This window comes from Nocardia sp. NPDC051929 (assembly GCF_044548645.1).
Classification (GTDB): Bacteria; Actinomycetota; Actinomycetes; order Mycobacteriales; family Mycobacteriaceae; genus Nocardia; species Nocardia sichangensis.
On sequence record NZ_JBIUCG010000013.1, the window covers coordinates 172,995 to 186,533 of the forward strand.

General features: G+C 68.3%; 16 protein-coding genes. 13 read left to right on the forward strand and 3 right to left on the reverse strand.

The annotated features are described in order from the left end of the window. Positions 1-370 precede the first annotated feature (370 nt). From ACIHAX_RS19085 to rraA, 9 genes are all read left to right on the forward strand, one after another. Positions 371-1,015: a DUF6474 family protein gene (locus tag ACIHAX_RS19085; protein ID WP_355073309.1), complete on the forward strand. Its 645-nt coding sequence runs from the start codon at positions 371-373 to the stop codon at positions 1,013-1,015. 14 nt (positions 1,016-1,029) lie between these two features. Next, positions 1,030-1,566: a hypothetical protein gene (locus ACIHAX_RS19090; RefSeq protein WP_397278774.1), complete on the forward strand. Its 537-nt coding sequence runs from the start codon at positions 1,030-1,032 to the stop codon at positions 1,564-1,566. Between the two features lie 39 nt (positions 1,567-1,605). Further along, the gene (locus tag ACIHAX_RS19095) at positions 1,606-2,262 is read left to right on the forward strand and encodes a YcnI family protein (protein WP_364434040.1); all 657 of its coding nucleotides are present in this window, start codon (positions 1,606-1,608) and stop codon (positions 2,260-2,262) included. Then, the gene (locus ACIHAX_RS19100) at positions 2,259-2,798 is read left to right on the forward strand and encodes a copper resistance CopC family protein (protein ID WP_364434043.1); all 540 of its coding nucleotides are present in this window, start codon (positions 2,259-2,261) and stop codon (positions 2,796-2,798) included. The genes ACIHAX_RS19095 and ACIHAX_RS19100 overlap by 4 nt, the downstream gene beginning before the upstream one ends. A 50-nt stretch (positions 2,799-2,848) precedes the next feature. Beyond that, complete coding sequence (locus ACIHAX_RS19105; RefSeq protein ID WP_397278865.1) at positions 2,849-3,757, forward strand: CopD family protein; 909 nt, start codon at positions 2,849-2,851, stop codon at positions 3,755-3,757. Between the two features lie 101 nt (positions 3,758-3,858). Then, entirely contained in the window at positions 3,859-4,314 is a 456-nt protein-coding gene (locus ACIHAX_RS19110; protein ID WP_355073317.1) for an SRPBCC family protein, read from the forward strand. 358 nt (positions 4,315-4,672) lie between these two features. After that, a complete protein-coding gene (locus ACIHAX_RS19115; RefSeq protein WP_397278776.1) occupies positions 4,673-5,047 on the forward strand; it encodes a DUF5313 family protein in 375 nt (124 codons plus the stop codon). Between the two features lie 50 nt (positions 5,048-5,097). Further along, positions 5,098-5,463 (forward strand): DUF5313 family protein, encoded by a 366-nt coding sequence (locus tag ACIHAX_RS19120; protein ID WP_355073320.1) that lies wholly within the window; start codon positions 5,098-5,100, stop codon positions 5,461-5,463. A gap of 140 nt (positions 5,464-5,603) precedes the next feature. After that, positions 5,604-6,092: a ribonuclease E activity regulator RraA gene (rraA, locus tag ACIHAX_RS19125; RefSeq protein ID WP_364434054.1), complete on the forward strand. Its 489-nt coding sequence runs from the start codon at positions 5,604-5,606 to the stop codon at positions 6,090-6,092. A 52-nt stretch (positions 6,093-6,144) separates the two neighbouring features. On the opposite strand, the gene ACIHAX_RS19130 is transcribed toward rraA, so the two are convergent. Then, positions 6,145-6,363, reverse strand: coding sequence for an RNA-binding S4 domain-containing protein (locus tag ACIHAX_RS19130; RefSeq protein ID WP_039794186.1), 219 nt, complete (start codon positions 6,361-6,363; stop codon positions 6,145-6,147). A 302-nt stretch (positions 6,364-6,665) separates the two neighbouring features. Between ACIHAX_RS19130 and lysX the strand changes: the two genes are divergently transcribed. Both lysX and ACIHAX_RS19140 read left to right on the forward strand, forming a co-directional pair. Then, positions 6,666-9,989, forward strand: coding sequence for a bifunctional lysylphosphatidylglycerol synthetase/lysine--tRNA ligase LysX (gene lysX, locus ACIHAX_RS19135; RefSeq protein ID WP_364434058.1), 3,324 nt, complete (start codon positions 6,666-6,668; stop codon positions 9,987-9,989). Between the two features lie 100 nt (positions 9,990-10,089). Further along, positions 10,090-10,302 carry a hypothetical protein gene (locus tag ACIHAX_RS19140; RefSeq protein WP_355073325.1) on the forward strand — a complete coding sequence of 71 codons (213 nt, stop codon included), beginning with the start codon at positions 10,090-10,092 and terminating at the stop codon, positions 10,300-10,302. A gap of 136 nt (positions 10,303-10,438) precedes the next feature. On the opposite strand, the gene ACIHAX_RS19145 is transcribed toward ACIHAX_RS19140, so the two are convergent. Further along, a complete protein-coding gene (locus tag ACIHAX_RS19145; RefSeq protein WP_356963275.1) occupies positions 10,439-11,017 on the reverse strand; it encodes a Uma2 family endonuclease in 579 nt (192 codons plus the stop codon). Positions 11,018-11,105: 88 nt separating this feature from the next. Here ACIHAX_RS19145 and ACIHAX_RS19150 point away from each other — a divergent pair, with 88 nt between their 5' ends. Both ACIHAX_RS19150 and ACIHAX_RS19155 read left to right on the forward strand, forming a co-directional pair. Continuing rightward, the gene (locus ACIHAX_RS19150; protein ID WP_364434063.1) at positions 11,106-11,720 is read left to right on the forward strand and encodes a histidine phosphatase family protein; all 615 of its coding nucleotides are present in this window, start codon (positions 11,106-11,108) and stop codon (positions 11,718-11,720) included. Between the two features lie 228 nt (positions 11,721-11,948). Further along, positions 11,949-12,302, forward strand: coding sequence for a hypothetical protein (locus tag ACIHAX_RS19155; RefSeq protein WP_397278780.1), 354 nt, complete (start codon positions 11,949-11,951; stop codon positions 12,300-12,302). 69 nt (positions 12,303-12,371) lie between these two features. Here the strand turns inward: ACIHAX_RS19155 and ACIHAX_RS19160 are convergent, their stop codons facing one another. Then, positions 12,372-13,271 carry a cutinase family protein gene (locus ACIHAX_RS19160; protein ID WP_356963272.1) on the reverse strand — a complete coding sequence of 300 codons (900 nt, stop codon included), beginning with the start codon at positions 13,269-13,271 and terminating at the stop codon, positions 12,372-12,374. Positions 13,272-13,539 lie beyond the last annotated feature (268 nt).

A 13,539-nucleotide genomic window follows, 5' to 3' on the forward strand; every position in this document is an offset into this window, starting at 1 on the left:
CCCCTTGTGGCTCACGTCCGAGCGACCGCCGCTGGCGACTGCGTCGCGAACGCGGCGGCCACTCGGACGTGAGCCGGGCCGCGAACGGCGCATGCTCGGTCTCGCTTCGCTCGAAACCGGGGGTACGGTGCGCTGGGCGCGTAGGGCGGTGACCCGCACATACGCGGTACTCACATTGGCGATCGCGTCGACCCCACTGCCGAGTCGCTCGGCTGGGATGGGAATTGCCGGGCGCCGTGCGCGCGGGCCGCACTACTCTCGCAGCTGACGGCGTGGACCCGATAGGGTAACGGCAAAGCGTGTGACATGGGCGGACGGGCTTCCCCGGCGTCGTACTGCCATGGCGAACCAGCATGACGGAGGGCCTTCGATGGGGTTGTTCACGAAGCGCAAGCGGCGGCCGAGCCGCAGGGCCGAGGCGAAAGCCCTCAAGCACAAGGCCGTGATGGAGGCCAAGCTCGTCGCGAAGAACGACCGCAAAGCGCGCCGGGCCGAGGCCCGCACCCAGCGCAAGGTCGCCAAGGCGCAGATCGCGACGTTCCAGGCGGAGGAGAAGGCCGCGCTCAAGGTGGCGGCCAAGGCCGAACGCGATCCGTTCAGCGCCGGTCAGGTGAAGAAATACCTCGGGGTGGCCCGTGTGCTCATCCCGGTACTCGCTCCGCTCGCCTACCGCGGCGCGACCTTCCTGCGCGGACAGCTCGACACCCGCCGCGCCCAACAGCTCGGCGTCGGCATCGACCAGCTCGGCGACTTCACCGGACACGGCGCGAAGCTGCAGGCGCGGATCACGAATGCCGAAGCGGCGCTGACGAAGATCGGCTCGCAGGACGGCAAGGACAAGGGCGAGGCGCAGAAGTTCGTCGCCGCCACCAAGGACCGCCTCGGCAGCCTGACGGCCGCCGTGCACACCTCCGACCAGATGCCCGCCAATCGCCGCCGTTCCGTGCACGCGTCGATCTCCCACGAGCTGTCCGGGATCGAGTCGGACATTCTGGCCCGGCTCGGCGTGCGCTGAGTTTCCTCGTCCCGATGTCTCCGCACCCGATCACCGGTCACCTGCGTGGCGGCCTGGTCGGCGTGCTGGTCGGCGTGCTCGCCGTCGCCGCACACGGTGCGGCGGGTGGCGGTGCGCCGGGCTCCACCGAGCTGACGCTGCTGTTGCTGATCGCCGCCGGAGTCGGCTCGGCCGCGGGAACCGCGCGAGCGTGCCCGCGCCCGTCCGTCGTGGTCGGGCTGCTCGGCGCGGGCCAGCTGCTGAGCCACGCCGCGCTGTCGGTGCTGGTCGACCACGACCATTCCGGAACCACGGACGCCACAACGATTTCCCCGCTGCCGACCGGATGGATGCTGCTCGCGCACACCGTCGCGACGGTCGCTTGCGCGGCACTGATCGTCCTCGCCGAGCGGCTTTCCGCCGCCGCCTCCGGTGCACTGCGCGTGATTCTCGCTCCGCCGCGGCGGATGCGAATCGCCGGCGCGCCGCTCTGGGCTGATCCCGGCCTACCGCCCTATCGCTGTGCTCCGCTGGGTGCGCTCGGTCCTCGCGCGCCGCCGGTGTCGGTCTGATCCTCCGACACCCATTCCTCTCGCACAGGAGACCTCAGCATGCCCAGCTCGATTTCGCGCGCCGTCACGACGACGGTCGCCACAACGGCACTCGTTCTGCTCGCGGGCGGCGCCGCCGCGGCACACGTCACGGTGGACGCGCCCGGCGCGGCGCAAGGCGGATACGCCGTCGCCACCTTCCGGGTGCCCACCGAATCGGACACCGCCAGCACCACCGCGCTCACCGTCACCCTGCCCAACCTGAAATCCGCTCGGAACGAACCGATTCCGGGATGGTCGGCCAAGGTCGAACGCAACGACAAGAAGGAGATCACCGCGATCACCTGGACCGCCGATCCCGGCGCACCGGGCATTCCGCCCGGACAGTTCCAGCGTTTCGCGCTGTCCGTCGGCCCACTGCCCGCCCTGGACTCGGTGAGCTTCCCCGCCAAGCAGACCTATTCCGACGGCAAGGTGGTCAACTGGGATCAACCGGTCCAGCAGAACGGCGACGAACCGGAACATCCGGCCCCGTCGATCACCCTGGCCGCCGCGAAAGACCACGCGGACGGGCACGCGGTGAGCAGCGAAGCCGAAGACGAAGACGCCGACCACGAGGACCAGACGGCCCGCTGGCTCGGCGGGATCGGTCTGGCCCTCGGCTTGCTCGGTGTCGCGCTCGGCGTCGGCAACGTGATCCGCGGGCGGCGCGCATGAGCCGCCGCCTCCTCGCCGCCCTCGTGGCGGGACTGTTTCTGCTCGGGTTCGGCATCGCCGCAACGGGAGTCGCCGCCGCGCACTCCGCCGCGACCGGCAGCGTCCCGGAGGACAACGCGACCGTAGACGCGGGCCCGGACCGCGCCAGCGTCACGTTCAACGAGGAACTCCAGCCCAGCTTCCCGTCGCTCACCGTCGTCGGACCGGACGGCAATCTGTGGTCCAAGGGCGATCCGGTGGTCGAGGGCAAGACGGTAAGCGTCGCCGTAGGCGAGCTGGGCCCGGTCGGCGAATACACCATCGCCTATCGGGTGACCTCGGCCGACGGCCACCCGGTCAGCGGCAAACGGCACTTCACGCTGGGCAAGCCGGGCAACGGCACGCCGGGGCCGAAGCCGAACGCGAAGGCGAACGACAGCTCGGACGGCTCGGACGGGATCCCGCTGTGGGTGTTCGTCGTCGGCGCGGTCGTGTTGTTCGGCGGCGGGCTCGCGTTCGCCTTGTTCGGCGGCAGGAGCCGCGACCAGAAGCGGTGAGCGACGTGAAGACCGGCGGCCGGGACGGCGCTCGGCGCGCCCCCGGCCGGATGCCATGGCCCGCGGTGTTGCTGACCTTCCCGGCCGGGCTGCTTGGCGTCGTACTCGCCTGGGTCCTGATCCTTCCTGGACCGCTGCCGGGGGAGGCCGTGGTCCGGGTGGTCGCCGACGGCATCGGGGCCACCGCGCTCGGGTTGGCCGCGCTGCCCAGAGTGGCGCCGCGCTCGCGGACACCATGGCGGTTGCTCGCGGTACTCGCCGGGGTTTGGGCGGTGGCCGAATTCGCCGTGCTGGTCTTCGAGGCCGCGGAGGTGGTCGGCGTTCCGGTGAGCCGACTCGGCGCCGGAGAGTTCGGCACCTATCTGGTCGACGTCAGCGGCGGGCAGGTCGGGATCGCGATCCTGGTCGGCGTCGCGACGGTGGCCGGTGGATCGGCGCTGGCCTTCCGGCGGCCCGAGTCCGCCTCCGCCGATCTGGTGCTGGTGTTCGCGGCGGTCGCGCTGGCGTTGCGGCCGATCACCGGGCACATGTCGCAACAGGCGTTCGGGTCGGTTCTCGCCGCGGTGCACGCGTTGGCGGCGGGCGCCTGGTTCGGGTTGCTGGTCGCGCTGGCGCTGGTCGTGCGGACCCGCGGCGAGTGGGCGGCCGTGCTGCCCAGGTATTCGGCGGTGGCGCTGCCCCTGGTGGCGGTCGTGGCGGTGACGGGGCTGCTCAACGGGCTGATCCGGGTCGGTGGGGTGGCTCCGTTCGTCAGCACCGGTTACGGCCGGATTCTGCTCGCCAAGACCGTGGTGCTGCTCGGCTTGCTGGCGCTCGGCTGGTGGTGGCGGCGCAGTTGGGTGCCGAAGGCGGCCGACCACCGGATGGACGCGAAGGACTCGCTGCGCCGCGCGGTAGCCGAGGTGGTCGTGATGGCGCTCGCCTTCGGCCTCGCCGCGACTCTCGCGGTAACGGCCTGAGCCGCGGCTCCGCGTCCCGGTTACGCGTACCTCCGCCGTCGCTCCGGCCCTGCGCGGGCCGAGGACGGACTGCGTCCGACCGCACCCGTTAAGGTCTGCGCATGACCGAAGTGAAGATCGTCGAGGATTGCGTGGCCTCGGCGGAGTCCGCGTTCGCCTACGTGAACGACTACCGGAACCTGTCGCGGTTCCTGCACGGTATCCAGTCCTTCACCCCGGTCGGGGAGCAGACCGAAGGCGTCGGCGCCACCTTCGACGGGCACATGAAACTGGGGCCCGCCTCGCTGAAGTCGCGGATCCGAGTGATCCGCTGGGAGAGGGACTTCGCCATCGGCGTCGAGTCCATCAAGGGTTTCGACGTCGAATCCACCTTCTTGTTCCACGCCAAGGGCGACAGGTTGTGCACGGTCGACGCGATCGTGGACTTCCGGGTGCCAGGCGGCTTGGCGGGACGGGCCCTCGGCAAGACCATCGAGCCGTTCGTCAAGATCGCCGTGCAGCACACCACCCACAACCTCGTCACCCAGATAGCGGCGTTCCACGCGCGCTCTGTTTGATTTGCCGCGACTTCGTCGCGGCGTGTTCGCGGCCCCCTTGTGGCGGGGGGGGGGGGGGCCCCCCCGGGGGCCAGCGGCGCGAACCCGGGGGCCCCCACGCCCCCGGCCCGGGCCGGCACCCCGGGGGGCCCGCGCCCCCCCCCCCCCGGGGGGGGCCCGGGGGCCCCCCGGGCGCCCCCCCCCCCCCCCCCCCCCGGGCCCCCCCACGGCGCATGCTCGGTCTCGCTTCGCTCGAAACCGGAGGTTGCGGTGCGCTGAGCGCGGGAGGCGGTAACTGCACCACGTGCGTTCGGGGTGCGGCTCGGGCTGCCACCGGCCGTCAGACCGTAGGTGAGGCTCGGGCTGTCATGCTGGAGGGGTGAGTGCTACACCCTCGGTCGGACAGCGGATCGGTTATATCTTCGGCAGGACCCTGCCGGAATCGATGTCCGATTGGGTGCGGGAGGATCTGGTCGGGCCGGGCGCTACGCGGCGTTACCTGCTGCGGTTTCTGGTGCCGGTGCTTCCGGTGCTCATGCTGTTCCTGTTGCTGCCCGGCCCCCTGTGGATGGGTCTGGCGATGATGGCGCTGTTGTACATCCCGCTGATCTACTTCACCGTGGCGCTGCTGTACGTCTACCGGCGCCATCGGCTGATCAAGCACGGTCTCGACCCCGCGCTCGCGGATGCCGACGCCCGCCGTCGGGGCGAGCATGAGCGGCTGGAGTACGAGCGCCGACACGGACGTGGATGACCCGCATCGAGACCTGGCGGTGCCTTATACCACAGGCATAGCCTGGAGGAATGAAGACCCCCACGTTGACGCAGCGGATCGCCTACGATCTCGGCCGCGAGCTCCCCGAGGAGCTGCACGAGTGGGTTACCCACGACCTCGTCGGACACGGGGCCATGGAACGCTATCTCGTCCGCTTCATCGGGCCGATCATCCCGTTCTTCGCCCTGGTACTGCTGTTCCCCGGGCCGATGCCGCTGAAGATCGGCTTGATCGTGATGATGATCGTTCCGCTGATCGTCTTCACGGTCGCGCTGAGTTACGTCTGGCGCCGCTTCCGCTTGGTCCAGCACGGCCTGAACCCCGACCTGGTCGACCACGGAAAGTGCACCGAACACGACCGCGACCTGTACGAACTGCGCTACGGCCACAGATAACGCCGCCGCCCCCAGAAGTAACGCGCCGATCGACCACGCGCGAGGGCAGCCGACGCCCATCGACCGAAGCCTGACGCTCGGACGCGAGCCATAGGGGGGCCGCAAACACCCAGCGCCGCAGGCGCTGGAAAATGAACGCCATGACGGAATCGCAGAATGTAATCGCCACCGCAGATCTGGCCGACGAGATCGGCCCGGAGATCCGCAGCTGCGACACGCAGTTCATCCAGTTCGGCGGGCGGGCGGCATTCTCCGGACGCATCACCACGATCCGTTGCTTCCAGGACAATCTGCTGGTCAAGCAGACGCTCGGCGAGCCGGGCGACGGCAAGGTACTGGTGGTGGACGGCGGTGCGAGCGTGCACACGGCGCTGGTCGGCGACATCATCGCCGGGCGCGGCGTGGAGAACGGCTGGGCGGGCGTCATCGTCAACGGCGCCGTTCGCGACTCCGCCATCCTGCGCACCCTGAACATCGGCATCAAGGCGCTGGGCACCAACCCACGCAAGAGCACCCAGACCGGCAGCGGCGACCGCGATGTACCGGTCGAGTTCGGCGGGGTCACCTTCGTCCCCGGCGACATGCTCTACAGCGACCACGACGGCATCGTGGTACGCGCCGAGGATTGAGCCGGTGCGGCGGCGCGCCCGAATCCGCCCGTTCGCCGCGACCCGGCGGCGATCAGGCGGACACGATCGCCTTGTGACCGGCGAGCGCGACCACATCACCGATGTGCAGTTGCCGCCCGCGCCGCAGTTCCACCTCGTCGTTCACCCGCACCAATCCGGCGGCGATCACCGTCTTCGCCTCCGAACCCGAATCGATCAGGTTGGCCAGCTTCAGAAACTGGCCGAGCCGAATAACGTCGTCATCGATCGGTACTTCGACTGGTTCCGACATGGGGTAAATACTTACTACCCCATCCGAACTCGCCGAACACCGCCCCAGGTCCCCAGCGATCTCCGGGCAACTATGCCGCACTCCCGCTCCGCGCAGAAATCGGAACGTCTCGACCGTATGCAACGAATTCACACCGATTTGGTCGGCCGCTCCGCCCAGGTCAGCGCGGAATCACAAAAGTTCGTCGTCGAGCCTTCTCGGCGGCGAACACGCCGCGCTCGAGTCCGGACCGTACAAACACCGCACAAACACGCGCGCCGCAGGCTTGGCAAATCCGACACACTCACGTACACACTGGTTCCGTGACCTCCACGCAAGCCCAGCAACACCTCGACACCGCACCACCGGCGGATAAACCGACTCCGCCGGTTCCACACCGTGGTCATGGCCGACTTTCGGAAGTGCCGCATATCGCGGGTTTGACGCTCGGTGTATTCGCGGTGCTGTGCTTCCTGTGGAGCCTCTCGCCCGCGCTGCGTTTCCTGACCCAGGTGCCGCGCCGCTATATCGATACCTATTACTTCGACGCGCCGGACACGAACCTGATGTGGGCGCTGGTGGTCGGGCTGACGGCCGGCGCGATCACCAGCCGCAAACGGATCGCCTGGTGGTTGCTGATCGGCTATCTCGCGATCTACACGGTGGTCAACGCCATGGCCTTCGCCGAGCGCGGCAGTATTCACGCGCTGGTGGCGATGGTGGTGCACCTAGCCGTGATCGGCGTGCTCATCGCGGCATGGCCGGAGTTCTACACCAAGGTGCGCCGCGGCGCCGGGTGGAAAGCGCTCGGCGTGCTGGTCGGTGGACTGGCGATCGGCGCGCTGCTGGGGTGGGGACTCGTGGAAATGTTCCCCGGCAGTCTTCCGCCGGGCCTGCAGCGGCCTGGGTGGGCGATCTACCGGGTGACCGCGGCGGTGCTGGCGGACAACGAGCATTTCGACGGACATCCACGACCGTTCGTCAACTTCCTGCTCGGCCTGTTCGGCGCTGTCGCGCTGCTGGCCGCGGTGGTCATCCTGCTGCGCTCGCAGCGGGCGGCGAACGCGATGACCGGCACCGACGAGTCGGCGCTGCGCGGACTGCTGGAGCGCTCGGACGTGGAGGATTCGCTCGGCTACTTCGCCACCCGCCGGGACAAGGGGGTGGTGTTCGCGCCGAGCGGCAAGGCGGCGGTGACCTATCGGGTGGAACTGGGCGTCTCTCTGGCCAGTGGTGACCCGATCGGCATCCGCGAGGCATGGCCGCAGGCCATCGATGCCTGGCTGCGGGAGGCCGATCAGTTCGGTTGGGCGCCCGCGGTGATGGGCGCGAGCGAGGTCGGGGCGACGGCGTACCGGCGGGCGGGTCTTTCCGCGCTGCGCCTCGGTGACGAAGCCATTCTGGATACCAGGAACTTCTCGCTGGCCGGACCCGAGATGAAGCCGGTGCGTCAGGCCGCCAACCGGCTGCGCAAGCACGGTGTCGTGGTCCGCATCCGCAGGCATCGCGATATCCCCGCCGAAGAGTTCCGCAGGATCATCGCCCGCGCCGATGCCTGGCGCGACACCGAGACCGAGCGTGGGTTCTCCATGGCGCTGGGCAGGCTGGGCGATGCGCTGGACGGCGACTGCTTGCTGGTCGAGGCCGTCAATCCGCAGGACCGGGTGCTCGGCATGCTGTCGCTGGTGCCGTGGGGCCGCACCGGCGTCTCGCTGGAGCTGATGCGCCGCGACCCCGGGGGTCCCAACGGCGTGATGGAGCTGATGATCTCGCAGCTCGCGCTGCATTCCGAGCTGTACGGCATCACCAAGGTATCGCTGAACTTCGCGGTGTTCCGCTCGGTGTTCGAGGAGGGCGGCCGGATCGGAGCCGGTCCCGTGCTGCGCTTGTGGCGCGGCGTGCTGCTGTTCTTCTCCCGCTGGTGGCAGTTGGAGGCGCTGTATCGCTCGAATGTGAAGTATCAGCCGCACTGGGTGCCCCGGTTCTTCCTGTTCGAAGATCGCAGGCACCTCCCCCGCGTCGCGATGGCCAGCGCGCTGGCGGAGGGCTTCCTGCCCCGGTTCGGCAAGGAGCCGGACACCGCGATCCACACCGGCGAACATGTCGCGGTGCCCGCCACCGTGACGGGCCTGCACACCGACGGCAGCGCGCCGGATATCCCCGAGCACGAGAGTGCGGAGCAGTTGCCACGCAGACCTGAACAGGTTCGCGTGCGCATGGACAAACTGGCGCGGCTGACGGATTCCGGCATAGATCCCTATCCCGTCGCCTACCCGCCGACGCACACCGTCGCCGATGCGCGGCGTTCCCCGCGCGGCACCACGGTCCGGGTCTGCGGCAGGTTGCTGCGCATCCGCGACTACGGCGGCGTGATCTTCGCGGTGGTCCGCGACTGGACCGACGACATCCAACTCGTCATCGATCGCGACCGGGTCGGCGCCGCCCGAAGCGCCGAGTTCGGCGAGTTCTTCGATCTGGGCGACCTGATCGAGGTGAGCGGTCAGATCGGGGCCAGCAGGCGCGGTGAGCTGTCGCTGCTCGCGGCGGACTGGCGGATGCTGGGCAAATGCCTGCACCCGCTACCGGACAAGTGGAAGGGACTGGCCGATCCCGAGGCCAGGGTGCGGCAGCGCTACGTCGACATGGCGATCAACACCGAGATCCGCGAGGTGCTGGCCAAACGGAGCGCGGTGATGCGCTCGCTGCGGGACTCGCTGAACTCCCTGGGTTACCTGGAAGTGGAGACGCCGATCCTGCAACAGGTGCACGGCGGCGCCAACGCCACGCCGTTCCTCACCCACATCAACGCCTACGACCTCGACCTGTACCTGCGCATCGCCCCCGAGCTGTATCTGAAGCGGCTGTGCGTCGGCGGAATGGAGAAGGTGTTCGAGATCGGGCGCACCTTCCGCAACGAGGGCGTCGACTTCAGCCACAATCCCGAGTTCACCATTCTCGAGGCCTATGAGGCGCACAGCGACTACGAGCGCATGATGCACACCTGCCGACGGCTGATCCAGAACGCCGCGATCGCGGCCAACGGCGCCATGGTGGCCCTGCGGCCCCGTGGCGACGGGACCTTCGAGGAGGTGGACATCTCCGGCGAGTGGCGGGTGCGGACGGTGCACGGCGCGGTGTCGGAGGCGATCGGTACGGAGATCACACCCGAGACCCAGGTCGAGGAGTTGCGCCAACTGTGCGAAAAGGCCGAGGTGCCCTGTCAGCACGGCTGGGACGCCGGACAGGTGGTGCTGGAGATGTACGAGCACTTGGTCGAATCCCACACCCAGGAGCCGACTTTCTACATAAACTTCCCGACTTCGGTGTCCCCGTTGACCAGACAGCACCGCAGCATCCCGGGCGTGACCGAGCGCTGGGACCTGGTCGCCTGGGGTGTCGAACTCGGCACCGCCTATAGCGAACTCACCGATCCCGTGGAGCAGCGCCGCAGGCTCACCGAGCAGTCACTGCTCGCGGCCAACGGTGACCCCGAGGCGATGGAGCTCGACGAGGACTTCTTACAGGCGCTCGAGCACGCCATGCCGCCGACCGGCGGGCTCGGCATGGGCGTGGACCGGATCGTCATGCTGATCACCGGACGCAGCATCCGCGAGACACTGCCGTTCCCCTTGGTGAAACCACGCTGACCGAGCCTTCGTCCTGGAAGGATCCTCATCGAACGAATCGGACCGCTACCCTTGGAGATTCGGCCCCGGGAGGAGGCCGCGACACCGAAGGGGTTCGGATATGTACCTTGATCTGCTGACGAACGCGAGTCTGCTGGACCACACCGTATGGGCCAGCCCCGACACCTGGAACTCCGCGCTCGAGTTGGCCGCCAAAAAGAAGAAGAGCAGGGGCGGCGGCGGGCTGATCATCGGCGCACTCTGCTGCCTGCTGGTGGTCGCCCTGATCATCGGCGGCATCTACCTGCTGACCAAGCGCAGGAAGAACAACTAACGGCAGACACCGACGGCCCGGCTTCTCGATACGAACCGGGCCGTCGTCGCTGTGGTCTCAGGCGCGGTCGGATGCCGATTCCGTCGCCACTGGCGGCTCTTGGCCGTGGTCGGCCAACCGAGCCGAACCGACCTTTCTACAACCGATCGATCTCGGTGAGATCGATATCCAGATCGAACGGCACGGTCAGCTTCAGGCGATCGTGGTGAATTCCGGTAAGCGCGTACGTCTTCGTGGCCGGATCCAGTTCGTACACGTAGACGACGGGGCGGCCATCCACGTTCTCCACTCGCCAGAAGTGAGCGATGCCCGCGCGGGCATAGAGTTGCGGCTTCCGCTCGCGATCCCGGGTGCGGGATTCCGCCGACACCACCTCGACTGCCAAGACGACGTCATCGGCGAGATAGGAGGTGAGTTCGGGACCGCCGTCACGGTCGGCGTGGATGACGACCAGGTCGGGTTCCGGACGTTGGTCCCGCCCGAGCGTCACTGTCATTTCCCGCCGCACCCGAAGGTGCGCCGGGGCGAAATGGCGGAGCACGGAGTCGAGCAGCGTGATCACCAACATATGGAACTTCGCCTGCGGACTTACGAAGACGAGACTCCCGTCGATCAGCTCGGTGTGCGGGGGAAGGTCTGGCAGGCGATCGAGATCCTCGGCGACGAACCCGCCCGGCGGCGGGCGCAGCCACTGCGGAAACGGCTCGACGGTCATGGTTCGAGTATGTCACCCCTGGTGGGCCGGACGAAGGGTCGATGGGGCCGGATGGAGTGGGCCAAGGGTATGCGGCAGAGTGGGGTGGGTGCAGTTGATTCTCGTTCGCCATGCCCAGCCGGTCCGGATGCTGACTTCGGGTGGGCCCGCCGATCCGGAGTTGGCCCCGGTAGGGCTGGAGCAGGCCGAGCGGGTGCCCGCGGCTCTCGGCCATCACCGGATCTCCCGGGTGGTGAGCAGCCCGCAGCGCCGGGCTCGGGAGACGGCGGCGCCGACCGCCACGAAACTGGGGCTCGGTGTCGATGTCGTCGACGACCTCGCCGAATACGATCGCGATCTACCGGCCTACATTCCCATCGAGGACGCGAAGGTCGAATTCCGCGACGCCTATGACCGGATCAAGGCCGGGCATCTTCCGGTGCAGGTGGACGGTGCGGCATTCAAGGCCAGGGTGTACGCCGCGGTCGCCGATATCGTCGCGGCCACCGATCCGGCCGACACTGTCGTCGCGTTCGCGCACGGCGGTGTGATCAACGTGCTGCTGCAAGAGGTCCTCGAGCTGGAGAGGCCGCTGACCTTCCCCATCGACTACTGCTCGATCACCCGCATCCTGTTCTCCCGCACGGGGCGCCGCACGGCCGCCACCGTCAACGAGAACGGGCACGTCTGGGACCTGTTGCCCCGCAATATCGCCTCGAGCTGAGCACTCACGAGGATTGCCAGGCCGACCGCACCGGTGTCCCAGTCACGGGAGGGCCCTACGTTTTCGGTGCCTGCTCAGACCATGCCGGCGATCCGCTGATCGCCACGCCCTGAGTTATTCACAGCCGATTGCCAGGCCCGTCGCACCGATGTCCCAGTGACCGAACCTTCGATAGGACCGGTGAGCCGCTGCCGAACGGCGACTCACGGTTCGAGAGAAAGGAATTCCGTGTCGCTCTCCAAAACCGCTACGCCGCTGCGGCGTCTGGCCGGGGTCGCCGCGGCCGGTGCGCTGATCACCGTCCCCCTCGCGGCCCTCGCGGCGACCGCGTCCGCCGAAACCACCGCCGACCAGGCGCAGATCCAGCTAGTGGACGCGCCGCAGCAGGGCACCGACATCGACGGCGGCCCTCGTCATTTCGAACGTTTCGAACGGCACGACGGGCCGGACAACGGGCCTCGTCTTTTCGAACATTTCGAACGGCACGACGGCCCGGACTGTGGGCCGGACAACGGCCCGTGGCGGGATGGCCCGCGGCAGAAGCACTTCTTCCATGTGCTTCCGCCCACCGGGTCCAGCTAGACCCTCCGGCCGCATCGAAAAGGGCCCACTTCCGAGTTCGGAGGTGGGCCCTGTGGTTTCGGTGCCAGGTCAGGCCATGCCCGCGATCCAGTTGTGCATCCAGGAGATGGCCGTCTGGCCGCCACCCACCGGGTAGCTGCCGTACAGGGTGTGCGCCTGCGACTTGTAGAAACGCTCCAGGTCCTTGACTCGCTGCTCGTTGGCCGAGTCGGTCAGCTGCGCCTGCAGGACCGGGACACCGCCCGAACTCATCAGATCGCCGAAGATGTTGCCCGCCTCGATCTGGTAGCGCCACATGTTGGCCGGATTGGCGTCCGACGCCTGGGCGAGGAAACCGGCGAACCGTGTGACGAAGTCCTCGGTCGCGGTGGCGCAGTAGAGGTCGTCGAGCGCGCAGATGGTGCGGGTGCGGTCACTGATCCAGCCGAAGCCGCCGACACGGGGACCACCGGCGCCCGCTCCCGGCGCGACCGGGCCGACCTGGATGTCGGTGGGCGAACGACGCGGATCGGAGATCAGGCCCACGCCGGCGATGCGGTCGGGCGGCACGACACCGAGGCCGGTGCCGATCTCGGCGGCGAGGTCACCGGCGGCGTCCGCGCCCTGGCTGTAGCCGACCAGCGCGATCTTGGTCGCACCGCACTGCTGCGCCATGTTCGCGATCAGGCCACGCGCGTTGTCGACCGCTTCTTTCTTGGAGTTGCCGTAAACCTCGCCCTCCCAGGGGAAGGCGGTCGCGGCGTAGGTCACGTAATCGACCTCCGCGGAGGACGGCAGGCCACGGGTGACGCCGGACAGCATGCCCGGCTGCGGGTTCTTTTCGTGCCCGGTCTCCCAGGTACCCGGGATCGCCACCACGTACAGGCTCGGGCAGCCGGGGGCGGCGTTCACCGAACCGCTACCGAGAACCAATCCGGACATCACGGTCGCGGACGCACCCAGAGCCGCGACGACCTTCTTCCACTGCATACCGCTCCAAACCTCGCCCTCGTCGACTTCCCGCCGAGTTGCCGCGTCAATGCTGAACGCACTGGATGTCGTTCCAGTGCACGCCGGGTGAACAGAAGTCACCCGACCGGATGAGGTGCGCTCATAACCACATCCCAAGATCAGCAGTACGCCGGAGATCACAATAAGGCCACGCCCGCCGCAATGCCATTCGAACCCCGCAGTGTGTCGGATTTCCATGGCCGGGGCGACTCGAAGCCGGGAAATCGCACGCGAAAAGGCGCCTGTG